The organism is Microbacterium sp. 16-032 (genome assembly GCF_041079455.1).
Lineage (GTDB): Bacteria > Actinomycetota > Actinomycetes > Actinomycetales > Microbacteriaceae > Microbacterium > Microbacterium testaceum_A.
In genome coordinates, this window is record NZ_JBFYGQ010000001.1 from 757,868 (window position 1) to 777,527 (window position 19,660).

At 73.1% G+C, this 19,660-nt stretch carries 18 protein-coding genes; 10 read left to right on the forward strand and 8 right to left on the reverse strand.

What is annotated here, in order from left to right; all coding sequences use genetic code 11:
* The 5 genes from AB6V31_RS03470 (at window position 1) to AB6V31_RS03490 (ending at window position 6,036) form a co-directional block, all read left to right on the forward strand.
* Window positions 1–1,230, forward strand: coding sequence for an acetamidase/formamidase family protein (locus tag AB6V31_RS03470; protein ID WP_369364083.1), 1,230 nt, complete (start codon window positions 1–3; stop codon window positions 1,228–1,230).
* Complete coding sequence (locus AB6V31_RS03475; protein ID WP_074696181.1) at window positions 1,227–1,424, forward strand: hypothetical protein; 198 nt, start codon at window positions 1,227–1,229, stop codon at window positions 1,422–1,424. The genes AB6V31_RS03470 and AB6V31_RS03475 overlap by 4 nt, the downstream gene beginning before the upstream one ends.
* On the forward strand, window positions 1,421–3,127 hold the full coding sequence (locus AB6V31_RS03480) for an AtzH-like domain-containing protein (RefSeq protein ID WP_369364086.1): 1,707 nt from the start codon (window positions 1,421–1,423) through the stop codon (window positions 3,125–3,127). The genes AB6V31_RS03475 and AB6V31_RS03480 overlap by 4 nt, the downstream gene beginning before the upstream one ends.
* A 325-nt stretch (window positions 3,128–3,452) precedes the next feature.
* Window positions 3,453–4,685 carry an alanine--glyoxylate aminotransferase family protein gene (locus AB6V31_RS03485; RefSeq protein ID WP_074696179.1) on the forward strand — a complete coding sequence of 411 codons (1,233 nt, stop codon included), beginning with the start codon at window positions 3,453–3,455 and terminating at the stop codon, window positions 4,683–4,685.
* A 67-nt stretch (window positions 4,686–4,752) separates the two neighbouring features.
* The gene (locus tag AB6V31_RS03490; protein WP_369364088.1) at window positions 4,753–6,036 is read left to right on the forward strand and encodes an allantoate amidohydrolase; all 1,284 of its coding nucleotides are present in this window, start codon (window positions 4,753–4,755) and stop codon (window positions 6,034–6,036) included.
* A gap of 225 nt (window positions 6,037–6,261) precedes the next feature.
* Here AB6V31_RS03490 and AB6V31_RS03495 read toward each other — a convergent pair whose 3' ends face one another.
* The 4 genes from AB6V31_RS03495 to AB6V31_RS03510 are packed head-to-tail and all read right to left on the reverse strand — an operon-like array spanning window position 6,262 to window position 10,956.
* Window positions 6,262–6,618: a DUF6188 family protein gene (locus AB6V31_RS03495; RefSeq protein ID WP_268103002.1), complete on the reverse strand. Its 357-nt coding sequence runs from the start codon at window positions 6,616–6,618 to the stop codon at window positions 6,262–6,264.
* Window positions 6,619–6,628: 10 nt separating this feature from the next.
* Entirely contained in the window at window positions 6,629–9,508 is a 2,880-nt protein-coding gene (locus tag AB6V31_RS03500) for a molybdopterin-dependent oxidoreductase (RefSeq protein ID WP_369364090.1), read from the reverse strand.
* A complete protein-coding gene (locus AB6V31_RS03505; RefSeq protein WP_369364092.1) occupies window positions 9,505–10,338 on the reverse strand; it encodes an FAD binding domain-containing protein in 834 nt (277 codons plus the stop codon). The genes AB6V31_RS03500 and AB6V31_RS03505 overlap by 4 nt, the downstream gene beginning before the upstream one ends.
* A 3-nt stretch (window positions 10,339–10,341) precedes the next feature.
* Window positions 10,342–10,956, reverse strand: coding sequence for a pyridoxal 5'-phosphate synthase (locus AB6V31_RS03510; RefSeq protein ID WP_074696169.1), 615 nt, complete (start codon window positions 10,954–10,956; stop codon window positions 10,342–10,344).
* A gap of 109 nt (window positions 10,957–11,065) precedes the next feature.
* On the opposite strand from AB6V31_RS03510, the gene AB6V31_RS03515 reads away from it, so the two are divergent.
* Complete coding sequence (locus tag AB6V31_RS03515) at window positions 11,066–12,088, forward strand: methylenetetrahydrofolate reductase C-terminal domain-containing protein (protein WP_369364094.1); 1,023 nt, start codon at window positions 11,066–11,068, stop codon at window positions 12,086–12,088.
* Between the two features lie 145 nt (window positions 12,089–12,233).
* On the opposite strand, the gene AB6V31_RS03520 is transcribed toward AB6V31_RS03515, so the two are convergent.
* Window positions 12,234–12,941: an SDR family NAD(P)-dependent oxidoreductase gene (locus AB6V31_RS03520; RefSeq protein ID WP_369364096.1), complete on the reverse strand. Its 708-nt coding sequence runs from the start codon at window positions 12,939–12,941 to the stop codon at window positions 12,234–12,236.
* Window positions 12,942–13,114: 173 nt separating this feature from the next.
* Here AB6V31_RS03520 and AB6V31_RS03525 point away from each other — a divergent pair, with 173 nt between their 5' ends.
* Together AB6V31_RS03525 and AB6V31_RS03530 are read left to right on the forward strand one after the other, a co-directional pair.
* Entirely contained in the window at window positions 13,115–14,059 is a 945-nt protein-coding gene (locus AB6V31_RS03525; RefSeq protein ID WP_369364098.1) for an alpha/beta hydrolase, read from the forward strand.
* A 289-nt stretch (window positions 14,060–14,348) separates the two neighbouring features.
* Complete coding sequence (locus tag AB6V31_RS03530; RefSeq protein ID WP_369364099.1) at window positions 14,349–15,725, forward strand: amidohydrolase family protein; 1,377 nt, start codon at window positions 14,349–14,351, stop codon at window positions 15,723–15,725.
* A 212-nt stretch (window positions 15,726–15,937) separates the two neighbouring features.
* On the opposite strand, the gene AB6V31_RS03535 is transcribed toward AB6V31_RS03530, so the two are convergent.
* Window positions 15,938–16,696 (reverse strand): SDR family NAD(P)-dependent oxidoreductase, encoded by a 759-nt coding sequence (locus tag AB6V31_RS03535; protein ID WP_369364101.1) that lies wholly within the window; start codon window positions 16,694–16,696, stop codon window positions 15,938–15,940.
* A 68-nt stretch (window positions 16,697–16,764) separates the two neighbouring features.
* Between AB6V31_RS03535 and AB6V31_RS03540 the strand changes: the two genes are divergently transcribed.
* Both AB6V31_RS03540 and AB6V31_RS03545 read left to right on the forward strand, forming a co-directional pair.
* Complete coding sequence (locus AB6V31_RS03540) at window positions 16,765–17,385, forward strand: TetR family transcriptional regulator (protein ID WP_369364103.1); 621 nt, start codon at window positions 16,765–16,767, stop codon at window positions 17,383–17,385.
* Between the two features lie 39 nt (window positions 17,386–17,424).
* Window positions 17,425–18,219 carry an alpha/beta fold hydrolase gene (locus AB6V31_RS03545; protein ID WP_056225596.1) on the forward strand — a complete coding sequence of 265 codons (795 nt, stop codon included), beginning with the start codon at window positions 17,425–17,427 and terminating at the stop codon, window positions 18,217–18,219.
* Between the two features lie 15 nt (window positions 18,220–18,234).
* Here AB6V31_RS03545 and AB6V31_RS03550 read toward each other — a convergent pair whose 3' ends face one another.
* Window positions 18,235–19,449, reverse strand: coding sequence for an MFS transporter (locus tag AB6V31_RS03550; RefSeq protein ID WP_162234486.1), 1,215 nt, complete (start codon window positions 19,447–19,449; stop codon window positions 18,235–18,237).
* The coding region (locus AB6V31_RS03555; RefSeq protein WP_369364105.1) for a hypothetical protein at window positions 19,446–19,660 on the reverse strand (215 nt) is incomplete at its 5' end. The genes AB6V31_RS03550 and AB6V31_RS03555, both read right to left, overlap by 4 nt.

Genomic DNA, 19,660 nt, shown 5'->3' on the forward strand with positions numbered 1-19,660 from the left:
GTGGTCGAGCCCGTCGAGGTTCCTGAGCCCGTCGAAGGAGCCGGCACCCGCCCGTTTCCGATCCTGCAGCCCCACGCCGGCCCGATCCCCGGTGATCACTACGTCGCCGCGACCCTCGACACCGTCCTGTGGGGGCGCCTCCCGTGCGCGGCCGACACCCCCGTGCTCGAGATCTCCTCGGGCGAGAGCGTCACCTTCGACACCGTGAGTCACGAGGGCATCCTCGACGACCAGGGCAAGGATCCGCGCGCGTTCTTCGCGGGCCACGGCGTGCCCGCCGAGCAGGTGCTCGACGATGCGGTCGAAATCGCGGCATCCGCCCCCCGAGACCCCTTCGCCGACGGCCCCCACGTGGTCGTCGGACCCGTGCACGTGCGCGGCGCGCACCCCGGCGACCTGCTCAAGATCACGGTCGAGACCCTCGTGCCGCGCGTGCCGTACGGCGTGATCTCGAACCGCCACGGCAAGGGCGCCCTGGTCGGCGAACTGCCGCGGGGCGAGCACAACGTCAGCGTGTTCTCGGCCGTCGTCGAGCGCGACGGCATCCTGCACGGCACTCTGCCCGTGGTCGAGGGCGGTGATCCCGTGGTGTCGTTCCCGCTCGCTCCGTTCCTCGGCACGATGGGCGTCGCCGTCGCGGGGGAGGAGCGTCCGCACTCGGTGCCGCCGGGGGTGCACGGCGGCAACATCGACATCAACCTGCTCGTCGAGGGGACGACGCTCTTCCTCCCCGTGCAGGTCGAGGGGGCGCTGGCCTACGTCGGCGACCCGCACTTCGCACAGGGCGACGGTGAGGTGGCGCTCACCGCTCTCGAGGCCTCGCTGCGCGCCACCCTGCGCTTCGAGGTGATCCCCGCGGATGCCGCCCGCGCGGCGTTCGGCGAGGTGACCGGACCGCTCGTGCGCACGCCCGACCACCTCGTCCCGACCGGCATGGACCCCGACCTCGACGCCGCGATGCGCGCGTGCGTGCGCTCGTCGCTGGCGCTGCTGAACGGGCGCTGGGGCATGGACGAGCACCTCGCTTACGCCTATCTATCCGCCGCGACGGACTTCGACATCTCGCAGGTCGTCGACATCGTCTCGGGGGTGCACGCGCGCATCCGCGAGGCCGACTTCGCGGGGGTCGCAGCCATGGAGCCCGTGCCGCTGGCATCCGCCCCCGATGCTGCCGCGGAACCCGAGCCCGTTGACGGTTCGGCGACGCACGAAGAAGGAGACGCCGCATGAGCCCCGTCCTCGCCGCCGCCCTGGCCCGCGCCGAGGCGGCCGATGCCCTGCCCTTCGACGCCGACTTCGCGTCGGGCTTCGCCGCAGACGCGGCCGCCCCTCCCCGTCGAGCGTCCAGAACGCCCGGACGATCGTTCGGATCGTCCGGGTGGTTCGGACACTCAGCGCGGCGCGGAGAGGGGCGGAGATCATGACGGATGCCACGACGGCGGCGAACGAGACGGACACGCCCGTGCCCGCGACGCCCGAGCCCGCCGTGATCGAGCCCGCGACGCCCGAGCCCGCCGTGACCGTGCCCGCGACGCCCGAGCCCGCCTCGCCCACCGGCGCCCCGGCGATCCCCGCCGACCTGCGCGCGGCCTTCGACGCGTACGAGCGGGCGATCGTGGCGAACGACCTCGACGCGCTCGACGACTTCTTCGCACCCGGACCCGACACCCTGCGCGGCGACACCGCGGGACTGCTCGTCGGGCACGACGCGATCAGCGGGTTCCGGGCCCTGCGCGGGGGAGTGCCCCCGCGCGAGATCGCCGAGATCCACTACCGCCCGCTCGGTCCCGACAGCGCCCTGCTCATGTCGGTGTCGCAGTTCGTCGGCGGAGGCCGGGGCCTCCAGACCCAGGTGTGGCAGCGCTTCGACGGCCGGTGGCTCATCACCGCCGCGCACGTCACGCCCCGCACTCCGGCACTCGATCGCACCATCTGGCGCAGCGTCGGCGACCCCTTCCTCCAGGGATCGTGGGAGGGACCGCTGGCAGGGCTCACCGTCGCCGTGAAGGACCTCTTCGCGATCGCCGGGTTCCGCGTCGGCGCGGGCAATCCGACCTACCTCGAAGAGGCGCGGCCCGAGAAGGCCACGGCCCCGGCCGTCGCCGACCTGCTGCGCGCAGGAGCGTCGCTGCGCGGCATCGCGCGGACCGACGAGTTCGCCTACTCGATCGCCGGCGACAACGTGCACTACGGCACCCCGCCCAACGGCGCGGTGGTGGGTGCCCTCCCCGGCGGATCATCGAGCGGACCCGCCTCCGCCGTCGCCCTCGGCCACGCCGACATCGGCCTCGCCACCGACACCGCCGGTTCCATCCGCGTGCCTGCGTCGTACCAAGGACTCTGGGGCCTGCGCACGACCCACGACCTCGTACCGCGGCAGGGCATGCTGCCGCTCGCGCAGTCGTTCGACACGATCGGCTGGCTCACGCGCGACGGCGAGACCCTGCAGCGCGCGGCCGACTGGTGCCTCAGCTACGACGGCTCGAGCTCGACCGAGAACGTCTACGGAGCCTCGGGCGACGACCTGCCCTGGCGGTTCGTCATGCCCGAAGAGGTGCTCGACTGCGTGGAATCTGCGACCCGTGAGGCGTTCAGCAGACTGCTCGCCGCGCTCGCGGCATCCGACGATCCTCCCTCGTTCCGCGCGGTGCACACGGGCGATCTGGATGCCACGTTCTCGGCCTTCCGCACCGTGCAGGGCGCCGAGGCGTGGCGCAACGACGGCGAGTGGCTGCGCGCGCACCCCGGCGCCGTGGGGCCGGCCGTGGCCGAGCGCTTCCGCATCGCGTCGCAGATCACCGCGAGCGACGAGGCCGCCGCGCGCGCCGAGCTCGAGCCGATCGCCGCCCATCTCGCCGAGGTCGTCGACGGGGCCGTGATGGTGTTCCCGACCGTGCCCGGACCCGCGCCACTGCGCACTGCTGACGTCGACGCGGTTCGCGCCGCGACTCTGCGTATGACCGCGCCGGCCGCCGCGGCAGGGCTCCCCGCCGTGTCGATTCCGCTGCTGCGCGTCGGGGGCGCCCCGGTCGGCGTCTGCCTCGTCTCGCGCGCCGGCACCGACATCGCCCTCGTCCGCCTGGCTCGGCGTTTCGCCTCACTCGCCCGGGCGGGGGTCGCCCGGTGAGTCGCGTCGTCCCGTCGTCGGGCCGTGCGAAACTCCTGACTTTCTCCCCCGCGACGGCGACGGCCCTCCCCGGGTCGGCGGCCGCCGCTGGTTCTTCAGGAGTTCGGCCCGCAGCAGGCCGTGGGTGGCCCCGCGGCCGGCGCCGCCCATCCGCGCCCCTCGGCAACCCGTCCCGAGCGAAACTCCTGAAACCTCGGCGCCGTCGCGCCGCGACACCGGTGCCGGGGGCTGTCGCCGCCGGTCTTTCAGGAGTTCGGCCCACTCCGCCGCCCGCACCGTGTCCTCCAGCCCGCCCGAAGTCCCGCCCCCGCACCACGGAGTCCTGATGTCCCACCTCCCCGGCCCGATCGACCCGCCCGCGCGCCTGCTGATGGGCCCCGGCCCCATCTCGGCCTACCCGAGCGTGTTGCGCGCGATGGGCGCCCCGCTGGTCGGCCAGTACGACCCGTTCATGACGGCGACAATGACCGAGACACAAGAGCTGTACCGGCAGGTCTGGGGCACCGAGAACGACGCGACCCTGCTCATCGACGGCACCTCGCGCGCGGGCATCGAGGCCGCGATGGTCTCGTTGATCCGCCCGGGCGATCGGGTGCTCGTCCCCGTGTTCGGCCGCTTCGGGCACCTGCTGGCCGAGATCGCCGAGCGCGCGCTCGCCGAGGTGCACACGATCGAGGTGCCGTGGGGGCAGGTGTTCCCGGTGTCGGCGATCCGCGAGGCGATCGAGCGGGTGAAGCCGCACCTCGTCGCGTGCGTGCAGGGCGACACCTCGACCACGATGCTCCAGCCGCTGGAGGAGATCGGCGAGATCTGCCGCGCGCACGGCGCCCTGTTCTACACCGACGCCACCGCCTCGCTCGGCGGCAACCCCTTCGAGATGGACGCCTGGGGTCTGGATGCCGCGACCGCCGGCCTGCAGAAATGCCTCGGCGGGCCGTCGGGATCCGCGCCGCTGAGCCTCTCGGACCGCGCCGTCGAGGTGGTGCGCTCGCGCGCCCGCGTCGAGGCCGGCATCCGCGAAGAGGGCGACGCCTCGGCATCCGACTTCATCCGCTCGAATTACTTCGACCTCGCGATGATCCTCGACTACTGGGGGCCGCGCCGCCTCAACCACCACACCGAGGCGACGACCATGCTCTACGGCGCGCGCGAGTGCGCCCGAGTGCTGCTGCTCGAGGGGCGCGACGAGGTCATCGCGCGTCACCAGCTGCACGGCGACGCGATGCTCGCGGGGGTCGAGGGCCTCGGCCTGACCGTGTTCGGCGACGTCGCGCACAAGATGACGAACGTGGTGGCGGTGGAGATCCCGGATGCCGTCGTGGGCGACGCCGTGCGCAGCGAGCTGCTGAGCAATTTCGGCATCGAGATCGGCACGTCGTTCGGACCCCTGCACGGCCGCGTCTGGCGGATCGGCACGATGGGCTACAACGCGCGGAAAGATGCCGTGCTCACCACCCTCGCCGCCCTCGAGGCGGTGCTGCGCCGGCACGGTGCCGCGGTCGCGTCCGGCGGCGGGGTCGAGGCCGCGCAGGGCGTGTACGCGGGGGCGAGGGCGTGAGGGCGACCGGGGCCGGGCTCGGCGTGAGCGATCCCGCGACGGGTTGCGGCGGCCGCGGGGCCCGCGCGTGACGGCATCCGCCCGCCTCCAGGCCGTCCCCGCGCGCATCGCCTCGGCGGCGCGCCGCGTCATGGGACGCTGCGAAGAGCTCGCGCGCGTCACCTCGACGCCCGGCTCGATCACCCGCGTCTACCTCTCCCCCGAGCACGCGCGGGTCAATCGCCTCGCCGCCGAGTGGATGCGCGAGCTCGGCATGACCACCCGGCAGGACGCCGCGGGCAACCAGGTCGGCCGCCTCGCTCCGGCCGGGATGCCCGATGCTCCCGCCCTGCTGCTCGGCTCGCACCTCGACACGGTGCCCGACGCGGGACGCTTCGACGGCATCGTCGGGGTGCTGATGGCGCTCGAGGTGGTGCGGCTGCTGCGCCGCGTCGACGAGGAGGGCACGGCATCCAGCCCCTTCCCCTTCGCCCTCGAGGTCATCGCCTTCAGCGACGAGGAGGGCACACGGTTCGGCAAGGCCCTGCTGGGCTCGTCGGCCGTGGCCGGTCAGTGGGATCCCGCGTGGTGGGATCTGACGGATGCCGACGGGCTCACCCTGCGCGAAGCTTTCCGCGACTTCGGGCTCGACCCGGGCCGCGTGGGCGAGGCCGCCCGCCGGCCCGACCAGCTCGTGGCGTACCTCGAGGCGCACATCGAGCAGGGGCCCGAGCTGCACCGCAGCGGACAGGCTCTCGCCGCGGTGTCGTCGATCGCGTCGGCGCGGCGGTTCCAGCTCGTCGTCGAGGGTGAGGCGCGGCACGCGGGCGGCACGCCCTACGACATGCGGCGCGACGCCCTGCTCGGCGCGAGCGAAGCGGCGCTGGCGGTCGAGCGCATCTGCCGTGGCGAGAACCACATCGTGGGCACCGTCGGCCAGCTCGAGGCCTTCCCCGGCGCGGTCAACGTCGTGCCCGGCGAGGCGCACCTCTCGCTCGACCTGCGCGGAGAGTTCGACGCCACGCGCGACCACGTGTGGGACGAGATCTCGCGCGAGCTCGACGCGATCATGGGACGCCGGAGCCTGCGCTGGCACGCCCGCGAGGTGCATAGCGCGCCCGCCGTGTTCTGCGCTCCGCTGCTGCAGGACGTCGTCCGCGCGGGCATCGGCGGCGACGCCCCCACCCTCTTCAGTCGCGCCGGACACGACGCCATGGCGATCGGCGCCATCACCGACGTCGGCATGCTGTTTCTGCGCAACCCCGACGGCATCAGCCACCACCCCGCCGAGGCCGTGGCCGGGGCGGATGTGGCCGCGGGCATTCGCGCCCTGGCCGAGGCCGTGCTGCACCTGGGCGCCGAGCCGCGCTGAGGCGCGGGCGCGGAGCTGACGCTGACGCCGCCGCCCGGTTCGCGACGTTTCGGGGCGCCGGTCGTGGACCCGGGGCGCGGTGCGCGCGGGCGCGGTCGGAGGTGGGGCGTCGGACGTGGACCCGGGGCGAGCTTCGTGGCCCCGGGGCCACGAACGGTCAGGGACTGCCGCACCGCCTGAACCGCGACCGTGACAGCGGCGAACCGGCGCCGCCCGGGCCGTGCCTCACATGATCCAGATGTGCTCGCCGTGGTGCACGTCGAAGCACTCGTACGGGCCGAGGTCGTCGATCGCGCGGACGACCGTCCCGTTCTCGAACTCCAGCGCGAGGCTCGAGGGAGCGTCGACTCGCACCGCCGTCACGGTCAGCGAGAGCAGGTCGAGGAGCGGCGCGGCGAGGTCGCGGGCATCTTCGGCCGATCTCTCGTCGCCTCCCGTGACGGTCACGGCGAGCACCCCCTCGACGTCGAGACCCACGCCCTCGTCGAAGAACAGCGACACCTTGTAGCGGCCGTAGGTCACGGCATCCAGGCGCCGTCCCTCGAAGAAGCCGAACGTCTCGCCCGCGGTGATCCCGTACACGGCGGTCAGCCTACGCGGCACCCCCGCCGGCGAGCCTCCATACGCGGTCGCGCGAGAACGGCAGCTCGTACCCGCGGCGGCCGAGGGCGCGCGAGACGGCGTTGCCGATCGCCGCGCCCACCGGGTTGTGCGGCGACTCGCTCATCGACTTGGCGCCGAACGGGCCGAGGGTGTCGTCGGTCGCGGCGAAGTACACCTCGGTGTCGGGCACGTCGGCGAACTGCGGCACGCGGTACGTGCGGAACACGGGGTTCTGCACGACGCCATCCTCGAGGTACACCTCTTCGTACAGCGCTCCGCCGAGCGCCTGCGCGGCGCCGCCCTCGATCTGGCCGCGGCACTGCGCCGGGTTGATCACGACTCCGGCATCCGCCGACTGGATCGACTGCAGCACCTTCACCGTCCCCGTCTCGGGGTCGACGGCCACGCGCACCGCGTGCACGTTGAACGCGAGTGAGCGGACCTCGCCGAACTCCGCCCCGTCGGCGGTGAGGCCGTCGGCGCCCCCGGCCTCGACGATGCGCGCCCATGTCACGGTCTCGCCCGCGAACGAGATTCCGGATGCCGTGACCTCGGCCTCCGCGGCATCCGCCCCCGACAGCTCGGCGGCGATGGCGATCATGCGGCGCTTCAGTGAGAGGCAGGCGCCGTACAGCGCCTTACCGGCGACGACCGTCCCCGCGGAGGCGAACGCACCGGTGTCGTGGCGCACCGCGTCGGTGTCGGCGGCCCACAGGTGCAGGCGCTCGAGCGGTGCTTCGAGCACGGTCGCCGCGATCTGGCGGTGCACGGTCGCGGTGCCGTTGCCGAACTCGGCGGTGCCGACGCGCAGCAGGTACGTGCCGTCGGGGCGCAGCGTCGCGCTGGTGTGGGCGATGTGTCCGCGCGGGGCCATGGTCGCGATCATGGCCGCGGCCATCCCTTCGCCGACCACCCAGCCCTCGGGCGCCGTCACCCCGTTGCCGCGCCGCAGCGCGTCCTGCGCGAGGTCGAGGCACTGGTCGAGGCCGTAGCTGCCCCAGATCAGGTCTTCCTCGTGGGGCTCCTCACCGTCGTCGGGGTGCAGGGAATCGCCCTCGCGCACGGCGTTGATGCGGCGCAGGTCGAAGGGGTCGATGTCGAGCTCCTGCGCGAGGGCGTCCATGGCCGACTCGACGGCGAACACGACCTGCCCGAGCCCGTAGCCGCGGAACGCGCCCGAGGGCGGGTTGTTCGTATAGACCGCCTCGGCGTCGATCCACTTCGTCGGCACGCGGTACAGCGTCGTCGACTCGGCGCACGAGTGGAACAGCACGCCGATCGCGTGGTTGCCGTAGGCGCCGGTGTCGCTCAACACGTCGAGCTTCATCGCGGTGAGGGTGCCGTCGGCATCCGCCCCCAGTGTCGTGCGGACGCGCATCGGATGCCGCAGGGACGCCCGGACGAACTGGTCGGTGCGCGAGAACTCGTAGGCGACGGGACGACCGAGGCGCAGCACCGCGAGCGCGGTGAGGTCTTCGGTGAAGAGCTCCTGCTTGCCGCCGAAGCCGCCGCCCACGCGGGCCGCGTACACGCGCACGCGATCGCGCTCCAGGTCGAACACGTACGCGAGTTCGTTTCGCACGAGGAAGGGCACCTGCGTCGACGAGCGGATCACGAGGCGACCGCCGTCGTCGATCCAGCCGACGGCGCCGTGCGTCTCGAGGGCCGCGTGGGTCACGCGCGACGAACGCCACTCGCCCGTCACGGTGGTGTGGCTCGCGGCGAGGGCCGCGTCGATATCGCCGCCGTGGCCGACGTGGAAGCCCGCCACGACGTTGCGGCCGGCGTCCATCACGCGTTCGTCGGGCGTGCGATCGGGGTGCAGCAGCGGGGCTCCGGGCCGGCGCGCCTCTTCGGGATCGAACACCGCGGGCAGCACGTCGTACTCGACCTGCACGGCACGGCATCCGGCATCCGCCGCCTCGGCCGTCTCGGCGACGACCGCGGCGACCCGCTGACCGACGTGACGCACGACGTCGTCCAGCATGCGCGTGTCGTCGGGGTCGTCAGTGCGGTGCTCGTGGCGGCCGGTCGAATAGCGCACGTCGGGCACGTCGTCGTGGGTGAACACGGCCACGACCCCGGGGACCGCCCGCGCGGCCGCGGTGTCGATCGAGACGACCCGGGCATGGGCGTGCGGCGAGGTCACGACGCGCAGCACGAGCGGCGGGCCGCCGGGCACGGGCTCGTCGAAGGTGAACGGTTCGCGCCCCTGGACGATGCGGCGGGCCGCCTCGGGGATGACCGAGGTGCCGACGCGGCCGGTGACGGATGCCGCTGCCCCGGTCGGCGTGCACACCTCCTGCAGATCGGCAGGTGTGGGCGTCGAGGCAGCCGTGAGGGACGGATCTGCAGGAGGTGTGTCGTGCCCCGCGCAGGCACCGCCGCAGCCGGCGGGGGCCGCGGCCGACGCTGCCGACCCGGTCTCACGCACGGGCCCCCGCACCGACGCCCGGATCGCCTCGCGGATCGGGCGGTACCCCGTGCACCGGCAGAGGTTGCCCTTCATGCGCCGGTCGAGGTCGCCCAGGTCGTCGGGGGTCAGGGTCGAGGCCGTCACGCTCATGCCGGGCGTGCAGAACCCGCACTGGAAGCCGAAGCCGGTCGCGAGGGCTTCCTGCACGGGGTGCAGGTCGTCGCCGGGGGCGAGACCCGCGGCGGTCGTGATCGCGCGGCCCTCGAGGCGCATTGCGGGGATGATGCACGAGTGCGTCGGCGTGCCGTCGAGCAGCACCGAACACGCGCCGCAGTCGCCCGCGTCGCACCCCTTCTTCACCTCGACGTGGCCCGCCTCGCGCAGCAACGTGCGCGCACTCTGACCGGGGCGCGGGTCGGCCTCGACGGCGGTTCCGTTGACCTCGAACCTCACGCCGCGCCTTCCTGCAGTTCCCGGACGAAGCGCGCCCGCAGGCGCTCCGCGAGCACGACACTCACACCCCGACGCCAGTCGGCGCTTCCGAGCGGGTCGGTGTAGAAGTCGCTGGCGGCCGCCACGGCATCCCGCAGCTCTCCCGCCTCCGGCACGTGCGGAAAGCGCAGCACGCGGGGCCGACGCACCGCGGCCGTCACGACGAACACCGCGGTGCCGTCGGGGTCGACCCGGGCCGTGACCACGGCGCCGGAACGGCCGAGTTCGGCCAGGGCGATCTTCTGCAGCCCGACCCGCGCCTCCAGGGCCCGCGCGGGAATGTCGAGGGCGCGCACGACCTCGCCGGGCGCGAGGGAGGTTGCGGCGTTGTCGACGACGAGCTCGGCGACCGCGATGCGCCGTTCGCCGCCATCGGGCGTCCACACGAGGGCCCTGGCATCCAGGGTCGACAGCAGGGCGATCATCGCGCCGGCCGCGAAGGCCTGGCAGACGTTGCCGCCGACGGTGGCGGTGTTCCAGATCTTGAACGACGCGAGCAGGGCGTCGGCCGAGGGGCGGGCGAGAGCGAGCGAGGTCCACGCGGGCGGAGCCTCGGTCTCGACCCACGCGAGCAGGCGCGCGATCGTGCAGGTGGCGCCGATCCGCAGGCCCTCGTCGGTGATCTCGAGGTCGGGCCACCCGAGCGTGGTCAGGTCGACGAAGCCGGTGGTGCCGGGCTGCGGTTCGCTCATGATCCAGGTGCCACCGGCGATGACGACCTCACCGGGCGCGAGCGCCAGGTCGGAGCGCGTCCGCGCGGCGCGGTACGAGGTGACGGTGGTGATGTCCACGACTCAGCCCGCCAGGATCCGGCCCGACCAGCGGCCGTCGGCGAGCGTGTAGTGCTGGCGCGTGCTCTGCCCGATCGGGTCGCCGCGCCAGAACGTCAGGGTGAGGGGGCGCAGGCGGAACCCCGCCCACCGCTCCGGCGGTTCCAGCTCGGGGTGGGCGTCGCCGAACTCCGCCCAGAGATGGTGCCGCGCCTCGACGGGCAGGTGGGCGTTCTCGTGCGTGTTGATCCACGCGAGCATCTGCAGGTACCGGGACCGCTGGCGGTACACCGCGGCGGCCTCCGCCGCGCCGACCCGCTCGACGATCCCGCGCACGACGAGCTGTCGACCGATCTCGGGCCACGCCACCGCCATCGCGGCGACCGGGTTCGCGGCGATCTCGGCGACCTTCGCGCTGGCCGAATCGGTGTGGAACGTGAGGCCCGCGGCATCCCTGTCGCTGATGAGCACGTGACGGAGCGAGGGGATGCCGTCCAGCCCGATGGTCGACAGGGCCGCGAGGGGCCGCAGTTCGCCGTCGTGGGGAGGGAGCCACCGTTGCATCAGCGCAAGCGGGTCGTCGACGAGCACGTCGATGTCGGCGACGTCGGAACCGAACGTGGTGCCGGCCGTGATCATGGCCACCTCCGGGGGCTGCAGCGGGTAGGGCCGAGCGTAGGGACGGCGCGTTTCGGCGATGTTGCCGCCATGAACATTCGCCGAAACACGCGCTTCCTACACTCCGGCTATGACCTCGCTGCCGCTGATCGACGCCTGCCCCAAACGGATGGAGTACGGGCCCTGCGGCGGGGTCGGCTTCGACGGGTCGTGCGAGATCGATGCGACGCACCGCTGCGCGTTCCTGCACCGACCGACCGTGCCGTGGACGGGGGTCGACCGTGCGGTGGTTCCGGCGCCGTCGCCGCGGACGGCCGCGGCAACGCAGACGCTCGCGGCCCTCGACACCCGGCCCTGGGTGGTGGCGGATCTGCCCGCACGCGCCCTCAGCGTCTCGTCGATCGACGCGTGCGCGGAGATCCTCGCCGGAGAAGTGGATGCCGTCCTCGCCGGCGACGCGGGAAGCGCGCGGGTCCAGTTCCCTCCCGCGTACCGCGCACACCTGCTGCAGCGGCGGGGGCTGCGCGTGTGGACCGGCCTGAACATGCGCGACCGCAACCGTGTCGCGATCGAGGGGGAGCTCGCCGCTCTCGCTGTCGAGGGGGTGGCGGGCGTGCACTGCGTCACCGGTGACCACACGCGCACCGGTCACCGCCCCGACGCCGCGCCCGTCTTCGACCTGGACTCGACCGAGGCCGCCGCTCTCGCCCGCGCCGCCGGCCACGTCGTCTCGGTCGCCGCCTCACCCGCGGCGCCGCCGGTCGACCGCCGCGCCGCGCGCCTGCGCGAGAAGGTGCGGGCCGGGGCCGACGTCTGCTTCGTGAACCACGCCGGGGGTGCGGAGCCCGTCCGGCGTTTCATCGAGGGGGCGGGCGGCGGCATCCGGTTCATCCCGTGCGTCCCCGTCGTCGTCGACCACGCCTCGGCCGACCTGCTGGAGTCGTTCACCGCGCTGGTGCTGCCCGAGGGGTTCCTCGAGCGCGTGCGCGGCGCCCGAGACCCACGGGCCGAGGGGATCGCCCTCGCCGTCGCTCTCGCCGAGGAGATGCTCGCGCTGCCCGGGGTCGTCGGCGTCAACCTCTCGGGCGGGCGCGACGGCGCCGAGGACTCGTACGCCGAGGCGCTCGCCGAGGTGGCGCGGCGGCTGCGGTGACGGCCCGGTCGTGGGCCTCGGGCGGGCCGAACTCCTGAGATTTCGCCGTCGGGTGCCTCGGCGCGCCGAGTCCCCGCGGGTCGAGCCGGCACCGCCGACGGTTCTCAGGAGTTTCGCGCACCCTGGGCGGATCGCCGTGCGCGCCTCAGTGCATGATCATCCCGCCGGTGACGTTGATCGCCTGACCGGTCAGGTACCCGCCCGCGGGCGACGCGAGGAAGTGCGTCACCCCCGCCACGTCCTCCGGCGCGCCCAGTCGCCCGAGCGGAGACTTCGCGCTCCACGTGCGCACATCGTCCTCGGATCGGGTGTCGGCGCCCATGTCGGTGAGCACGTACCCGGGGCACACGGCGTTGACGCGGACACCGTGGCATCCCCACTCTTGCGCTCCCGCGCGCGTGAGCGCGACGACAGCGGCCTTCGACGCGGCGTAGTGCCCCTCGCCGCCACCGCCCTGCTTGGCGGCCATGCTGGCGATGTTGACGATCGAGCCCGCGCGCGCCTCGAGCATGACCGGGGCGACGGCCTGCATCGTCACGAGCGTCGCGCGCGCGTTGATGTCGAGCACGAGATCCCAGTCGTCGACCGAGATGTCGAGCAGCGAGACGTGCTGGAACACCCCCGCGCAATTCACGAGCACGTCGACGCCCCCGAGTGCCTCGATCGCCTCTCCGACCGCGCGGCGCGTGTCGAGGGGGTCGCGCAGGTCGACGGAGAAGAAGAGGGATGCCGCATCCCCGGCGGGAGCACGACGATCGAGCACCGCGACCCGGGCGCCGTCCGAGACGAACCGCTCGACGATGGCGGCGCCGATGCCGCCGGACCCGCCCGTGACGATCACGCGCTGAGACATGAGGCTCCTTCCGCGGGGCGTCAGGTCGCCCTCGGCGGCACCGTACGCCCGGCGGGTGCACCCCCCGGAGACGCCCGTGTTTCCGCGGCGTAACGCTTCTGCGGTCGCGCCGGGTCGTCGGCATCCGGGGTCGTACGCTCGGCTCATCGCCCGCCCGAAGCCCCAGGAGAGACGTGCCCGTTCACCCCGCCATCACCGACCCCGCCGTGCGCGCGCACCTCGAAAGACTCGCGACGCGGGCCGGCACGGTCCCCTCGGGGGCGACGGATGCCGAGGGCGACGACGCCGCTCGGATCGCCGAGCTGCGCGCGAACCCGTCGTGGGTCCGGATACCCGACGACGAGACCCTCGAGTCGATCGACCTGGATGCCGCGGGCCGGGGCCTGCGTCTGTACCGCCCGCGCGCCGGGCACCGGGGGACCCTCGTGTTCGCCCACGGCGGCGGGTGGGTCGCCGGGAACCTCGACAACAACGACGCCCTGTGCCGTGCCCTCGCTCTCGCCACCGGTACCCAGGTGCTCAGCGTCGACTACCGCCTCGCGCCCGAGCACCCCTTCCCGGCGGGTCTCGACGACCTCGACCGCGCGCTGCGCTTCGCCGCGTCGGGTGCCGACGGACTCATCGACCCGTCGCTGCTCGGCGTCGCCGGGCACAGCGCGGGCGGCAACCTCGCCGCCGCGCTCGCGCTGCGCGCGCGGGACGGCCGGGCTCCCGGCATCCGGTGTCAGGTTCTGCTCTGCCCGGTGCTCGACGCCCCCGATCCGTCACGCCCCAGCTATCGCGCGCACACCGACGATCTGCCGCTGACCGCGCGCGGAATGAAGTGGTACTGGGGGCTCTACGTTCCGGATGCCGCGGGCGCCGTGCCCGTCGAGGCGGCGCCGCTGCGCGCCCTCGAGGTGGCGGGGTCGGCCCCCGCCGTGATCGTCGCCGCGGCGGTGGATCCGCTGTCGGACGAAGCGGAGGAGTACGCCGATCGCCTCACGGCCTCGGACGTTCCGACGACCTTCGTGCGGCGCGAGGGCGTGCCGCACCTCTTCCTGGTCTTCCCCTCGACGCCCGCGCGCGACGAGGTGCTCGCGCAGATCGCGCCGGCCGTGCGCGCGGCGTTCGCGTGAGGGCCTGACCTCGTCCCACTTTCGGTGGGGTCATGTCCCACTTCGTGCGGTCTGAGGGGCGTCCAGGCAGCCACTTTTGGGACATGGCCGGGTAGCGGGCGGTGGCGGCGGCGGTGGCGGGCGGTAGCTGACCTCGTCCCACTTTCGGCGGGATCTTGTCCCACTTTGTGCGGCCTGCGACCCGTGCAGGTGACCATTTTCGGGACATGGGTACGCCCCCGCCGCCCCGCAAACAACCCGCCGCACGCCCGGAACACCGCGGAAACACGCCATTGTTACCGTCATCAACATGTCGCTCCTGGTCACGAACGCACGTCTCATCACGGTCCCCGCGGGCACCGACGACCCCGGCTACATCGAGCGCGGATACATGCTCGTCCGCGACGGTCGCATCGCGGCTATCGGTGCGGGAGACCCGACTCCGGGGATGACGGCCGACGAGATCCTCGACGTCGACGGCAGGTTCGTCGCCCCCGGATTCGTCTCCTCCCACAGTCACCTCTTCACGAGCGGCTCGCGCGGACTCGGCGTCGACCAGACGCTCTACGGCTGGTGCACATCGATGTTCAGCGTGCTCAACAACGCCTCGCCCGACCAGATCTACTGGGCGACGCTGCACGGCTCGCTCGATTTCCTCGCCAACGGCGTGACGACGGCGTACAACTTCACCGACCCGCTGCTGCCCTGGGAGCCGATGGTCGAGGGCAAGCGCGCCGACGGTGGCGGCCAGCTCCGCGACCACGCCTGGCACACCCGGCAGGCCGACGGATGCCACGACGCGGGGCTCCGCTTCGTCGACTCGATCGCCCTGGATGCCACCGTCGGCACCGACGAAGAGATCTTCGCGCGCTTCGAGGCCTCGCTCGACCACGTGCTCGCGATGGATCCCGACATCGCCCTCGGCGCCTCGATCATGGGCCAGGTGCAGTGGTCGACGCGTCCGGATGCCGCCGAGATCGAGGTCGCGGTCATGGACCGCTTCGGCGTCACCAACCAGGCGCACTTCCTCGAGACGTACGAGGCGATCGAGCACCAGCAGACGAAGTTCCAGCTGTACAAGAACGCCGGAGCGTTGCGTCCGGGCATGATGTTCGGCCACTTCATTCAGACGACGCCCGAGATCATCGCGGATGCCGCCGCCGGCGGCGCATCCATGTCGTGGCAGCCCGCGTCGAACGGGCGTCTGGCGTCGGGCATCGCCCACGTACCCGAGATGCTCGAGCAGGGCATGAAGGTCGGCATGGGCCTCGACGACCAGGCCTGCACCGACGTCGCCGACCCGTGGCAGAACATGCGCATGGGCATGTTCATGCAGCGCGCCCGCACCCACGACCCGCTGTCGATGATGCCCGAGCGCGTGCTGCGCCTGCACACCCTCGGCGGGGCCGAGATCATGGGCGTCGACGACCGCGTCGGCAGCCTCGAGGTGGGCAAGTTGGCCGACTTCGTGGTCGTCGACCCGCGCACGCCCGACATCGGACCGCTGTGGAACCCCGTGCGCAGCTACGTCCTCGCCTGCGGCCTGCGCAACCTGCAGCAGGTCTACGTCGGCGGAGAGCTCGTCAACGACCGGGGCGTCTCGACCAACCCGCTCGCGGTCGAGGCCTCGCGCGTGCTGCACGAGGAGCTCCCGGCGCTGGCCGAGGAGTTCGGCGTCATCCTCTGACCCCGCGTCTTTCCTGCTGAGCGTCCACTCCGCGTCCCGCGCGCCGGGGTGGCGTGTTCCGGACGCTCAACCTGCCTTGGCCCCTACCCTTTCGAGTGTCCGAAACACCCGGACGGGATGCCGCGGCCGTCCGGGTTTCTTGGACGCTCGGCGGCTCGCGGGCGCCCGCCGGTATGTGGCTTTGGCGCCCGGGCCGAACCGGCCCGGGGGAGTCAGGCCGCCGACCACCCGCCGTCGCTCGGCAGAAGCGCACCGTTGACGTTGGCGGAGTCGTCGCTGAGCAGCCAGGTGAGGGCTGCGGCGAGCTGCTCGGGCTGGGCCACGGGGGGAATGACGACCTGCATGATCGGCCCGATCCGCCCGGCCGCGTAGTCGCTGCGCATCGGGGCCTCGATGTTGGTGGCCACGGCGCCCGGGGCGACGGCGTTCGCGCGGATGCCCTGCGGTCCGTGGAAGAACGCGACGCTCTTCGTGAAGCCTGCGATCCCGTGCTTCGACGAGGTGTACGCGGCTCCCGCGGCGGATCCGCGCAGTGCCGCCTCGGAGGCGACGTTGACGATCGATCCCGCCCCCGCGGCGATCATCACGGGCAGGACGGCGCGGGTCAGACGCATCGGAGCGGTGAGGTTGACGGTGAGCACGCGGTCCCAGGTGGCGTCGTCGACCTCGCTCGGCGGGAGGAAGGCGTCCATGATGCCGGCGACGTTGGCGAGCCCGTCGATCCGGTCTCCGGCGGCCTGCATGATGCGCTCGATCGTCTCGGCCTGCGACACGTCTCCGACGACCGTCTCGATCGAGAAGTCCGCGAGTTCCGCGCGCACCTCGTCGAGGCGTTCGGCGGCGACGTCGGTGGCGATCACCCGTCCGCCCTCGCGCGCGATCCGCGCGGCTGTGGCGCGCCCGATGCCGGATCCCGCGCCCGTGACGATGATGGTCTTGCCGGCGAATCGGTCGATGCTCGTGTCGGTCATGATTCCTCCCTCACGCGCGGCGCCCGCCGCGTCGATACAGTTTTAGCACTCAGTGCCGAAAGGTGTCTATGAACTCCGCGAACGACCGTCCCACGGGCCGCCCTCGCTCGATCGATCCCGATCGGGTCTCGCTCATCGCCCTGCGGCTCTTCGACGAGCGCGGGTTCGAATCCGTGTCGATGGACGACGTGGCGGCAGCGGCCGAGGTGAGCCGACGATCGCTGTTCCGGCTGTTCCCCAGCAAAGCCGCGCTGGTCTGGGGCGGTCTCGATGAGTCGGCCGACCGATTCCGGGCGTCCCTCGCGGGCAGCGCCCCGGACGACGACCTGTGGGAGGTCATCCGCACCGCCTACGCCGCCGCCGTGGACATTCCGGAGGAGCTGCTCGAGGTCACCCGTCGCCGATTGCACGTGATCCAGGCGAACCCGGCGCTCGCCGCCGACGGTGCCTCGACGATCGGAACGATGACCGATGCGGCGGTGCGGTTCGCCGCCCAGCGCGATGCCTCGCCGAGTGACGCCCTGCAGACGGCCGTTCGCGCCCACGCCCTGGCCGGAGCCTCGAACGCCGCCCTCTTCTGGTGGGCGTTCCACGGAGGCGACGAATCCCCGGTGGCCGTCGTCCGACGCGCGTTCGCCCTCGTGTCGTTCGACGACAGCGGACAGGACGGCTCCGGAGAGCCGGCGTAAGCCCTCGCGTGCGACGGGACTCCGTGACAGCGTGGGGGCATGCGCAGACGCATCGCGGGGCTCGACGTCCACACCTCCGTCGCTGACATCGCGGGGCGCGACGTGCTGTTGTGGCACCACGGGTCACCCCAGACCGGGGCGATCCTGCCGCCGGTGCAGCGGGCGGCCGACGCCCACGGTCTCGCCGTCGTCTCCGTCGCCCGCCCCGCCTACGCCGGGTCACCGCGACAGCCGGGTCGCACCGTCGCCGACGTCGCCGCGGGGCTCGTTCCGGCGCTCGACGCCCTCGGCGTGGCATCCGTCGTCTCGGTCGGCGCGTCCGGTGGCGGGCCTCACGCAATAGCGTGCGCGGCCGCGATGCCGAAGCTGGTCCGCGGCGTCGTGACCTTCGCGAGCCCCGCGCCGTTCACCGGCGATGACGCGTGGTTTACCGGCATGCAGGCGCCGGGTGGGCTGCGATCGGCCGTCGACGGCGAAGCCGCACGTCGCCGCTTCGCCGAGACCGACGAGTTCGATCCGGAGCAGTTCACGGATGCCGACTTCGCGGCGCTCGAGGGCGAGTGGGCGTCTCTCGGAGCCGACGCCGGCGCGGCCGGAGCCGACGGACCCGAGGGCCTCATCGACGACGACCTCGCGTTCACCCGGCCCTGGGGGTTCGCGCTCGCCGAGGTCGCGGCATCCGTTCTGCTCGTCCAGGGCGAGCGCGATCGCGTCATCCCTCCCGCTCACGCTCGGATGCTCGAGGCCGCCCTCCCGCACGCGACGCTCGACCTGCACGCCGACGACGGCCACGTCTCGGTGCTGCGCCACCTGGGTGCCGCGCTCTCCCGTTGACCGACGCGCGAGACGTCAGCGACGCTGCGCGATCCGCAGCAGCGCTTCGCCGACCGCGGCGATCGCCGCCGCGCACGCCAGCGAGACGGCGATCGTGACGAGAGCGGCCGCGGGGCCCGTCGAATCCAGGGCGGCTCCGGCGATCACCCCTCCGATCGGCACGCCGAGCGACATCGCCGCGGTCGGGTAGGCGAGGGTTTCGGTCACGCGGCCCTCGGGCGCGCGGGCGGATGCCACGAGGATTCCCGACACCATCACCGGCGACAGCGCGAGCCCGAGGATGAGGATCACCCCGAACAGCGCGGGAGCGGATCCCTGCGCGAACGGCAGGGCGAGGGCGACCGCGCAGGCGAGCGCGGCGAAGAGGATGTATCGCGCGGCGGGGGAGAGTTTCCACGTCCGTGCTCCGGTGACGACCGACCCGATCGCGATGGCCACGGCCAAGGCACTGAACGCCGGGCCCGCGAGCCACGGCCGCTCGCTCAGCTCGGCCCAGCCGACGAGGCTCACGTCGAAGGCGCCGAAGACTCCGCCGAAGGCGATGCAGGCCACCGCGATGGGGATCACCCCGGCGGGCGGCAGGACGAGCCCTCGGCGCGGCCCGCGCGGTGTCGGTGCGGGCTGCGTCGCGCGCTGCGATGCGAGCCACACGCCGCCGATCACTCCGAGCCCGAGCGAGCCGAGGACCGCCACCGCGGGGTCGAGGGCGGCGGCCACCGCGGTGATGGCGGGCGGCCCCGAGATGAACACCATCTGGTCGGCGATCGTCTCGAGCGCCAGAGCGGGGGTGCGCTGAGCCGGCGGTGCCAGCACGGTCCACCGCGCGCGGACGGCGGAGGTGAGGTCGGGGGTCGCCGCCCCTGTGACGAACGCGGCCACGAGCCACGTCCAGAACGGTGCACCCGTGAGCACGAGGGCGAGCAGCCCGGATGCCGCGAGCACCAGGCATGCGAGCGACACCGGGATCACGCGGGCCTGGCCGTGGCGGTCCATGCGCGACGACCACAGGGGCGCCGCGATCGCCATGCCCCCGACGAGGGGTGCGACGACGAGCCCGGCCGAGGCGAAGCTGCCGGTCGCGGCCGACACGAGCAGGATGATGCCGAGCGACAGCGTCGCCCGGGGGAAGCGCGCGAGGATCCCCGCGGCGACGAAGCTGCGGGCCCCGGGCAGGCGCAGCACCTGGCCGTAGGCGCGGACGCCCTGGCCCGTCTCGGCGGCGACGCTCACGCGCGCACCGCCGAGACCATGGCATCCGGAATCGGATCCGACCGGCGTGCGGCACACCTCCTGCAGAACGGGCCGATCGAGCCGTACGGCTCGCGAAACCGCCAGGTATGCAGGAGTTGTGCCCGCCCCGAGCGGCTCACGCGCGCACCGCCGAGACCATGGCATCCGGAATCGGATCCGACCGGCGTGCGGCACACCTCCTGCAGAACGG

Coding starts and splice junctions, on each gene's coding strand:
- AB6V31_RS03475 (WP_074696181.1), top strand. CDS start 1,227: ATGAGCCCCGTCCTCGCCGCCGCCCTGGCCCGCGCCGAGGCGGCCGAT.
- AB6V31_RS03480 (WP_369364086.1), top strand. CDS start 1,421: ATGACGGATGCCACGACGGCGGCGAACGAGACGGACACGCCCGTGCCC.
- AB6V31_RS03485 (WP_074696179.1), top strand. CDS start 3,453: ATGTCCCACCTCCCCGGCCCGATCGACCCGCCCGCGCGCCTGCTGATG.
- AB6V31_RS03510 (WP_074696169.1), bottom strand. CDS start 10,956: ATGATCACGGCCGGCACCACGTTCGGTTCCGACGTCGCCGACATCGAC.
- AB6V31_RS03515 (WP_369364094.1), top strand. CDS start 11,066: ATGACCTCGCTGCCGCTGATCGACGCCTGCCCCAAACGGATGGAGTAC.
- AB6V31_RS03520 (WP_369364096.1), bottom strand. CDS start 12,941: ATGTCTCAGCGCGTGATCGTCACGGGCGGGTCCGGCGGCATCGGCGCC.
- AB6V31_RS03530 (WP_369364099.1), top strand. CDS start 14,349: ATGTCGCTCCTGGTCACGAACGCACGTCTCATCACGGTCCCCGCGGGC.
- AB6V31_RS03535 (WP_369364101.1), bottom strand. CDS start 16,696: ATGACCGACACGAGCATCGACCGATTCGCCGGCAAGACCATCATCGTC.
- AB6V31_RS03540 (WP_369364103.1), top strand. CDS start 16,765: ATGAACTCCGCGAACGACCGTCCCACGGGCCGCCCTCGCTCGATCGAT.
- AB6V31_RS03545 (WP_056225596.1), top strand. CDS start 17,425: ATGCGCAGACGCATCGCGGGGCTCGACGTCCACACCTCCGTCGCTGAC.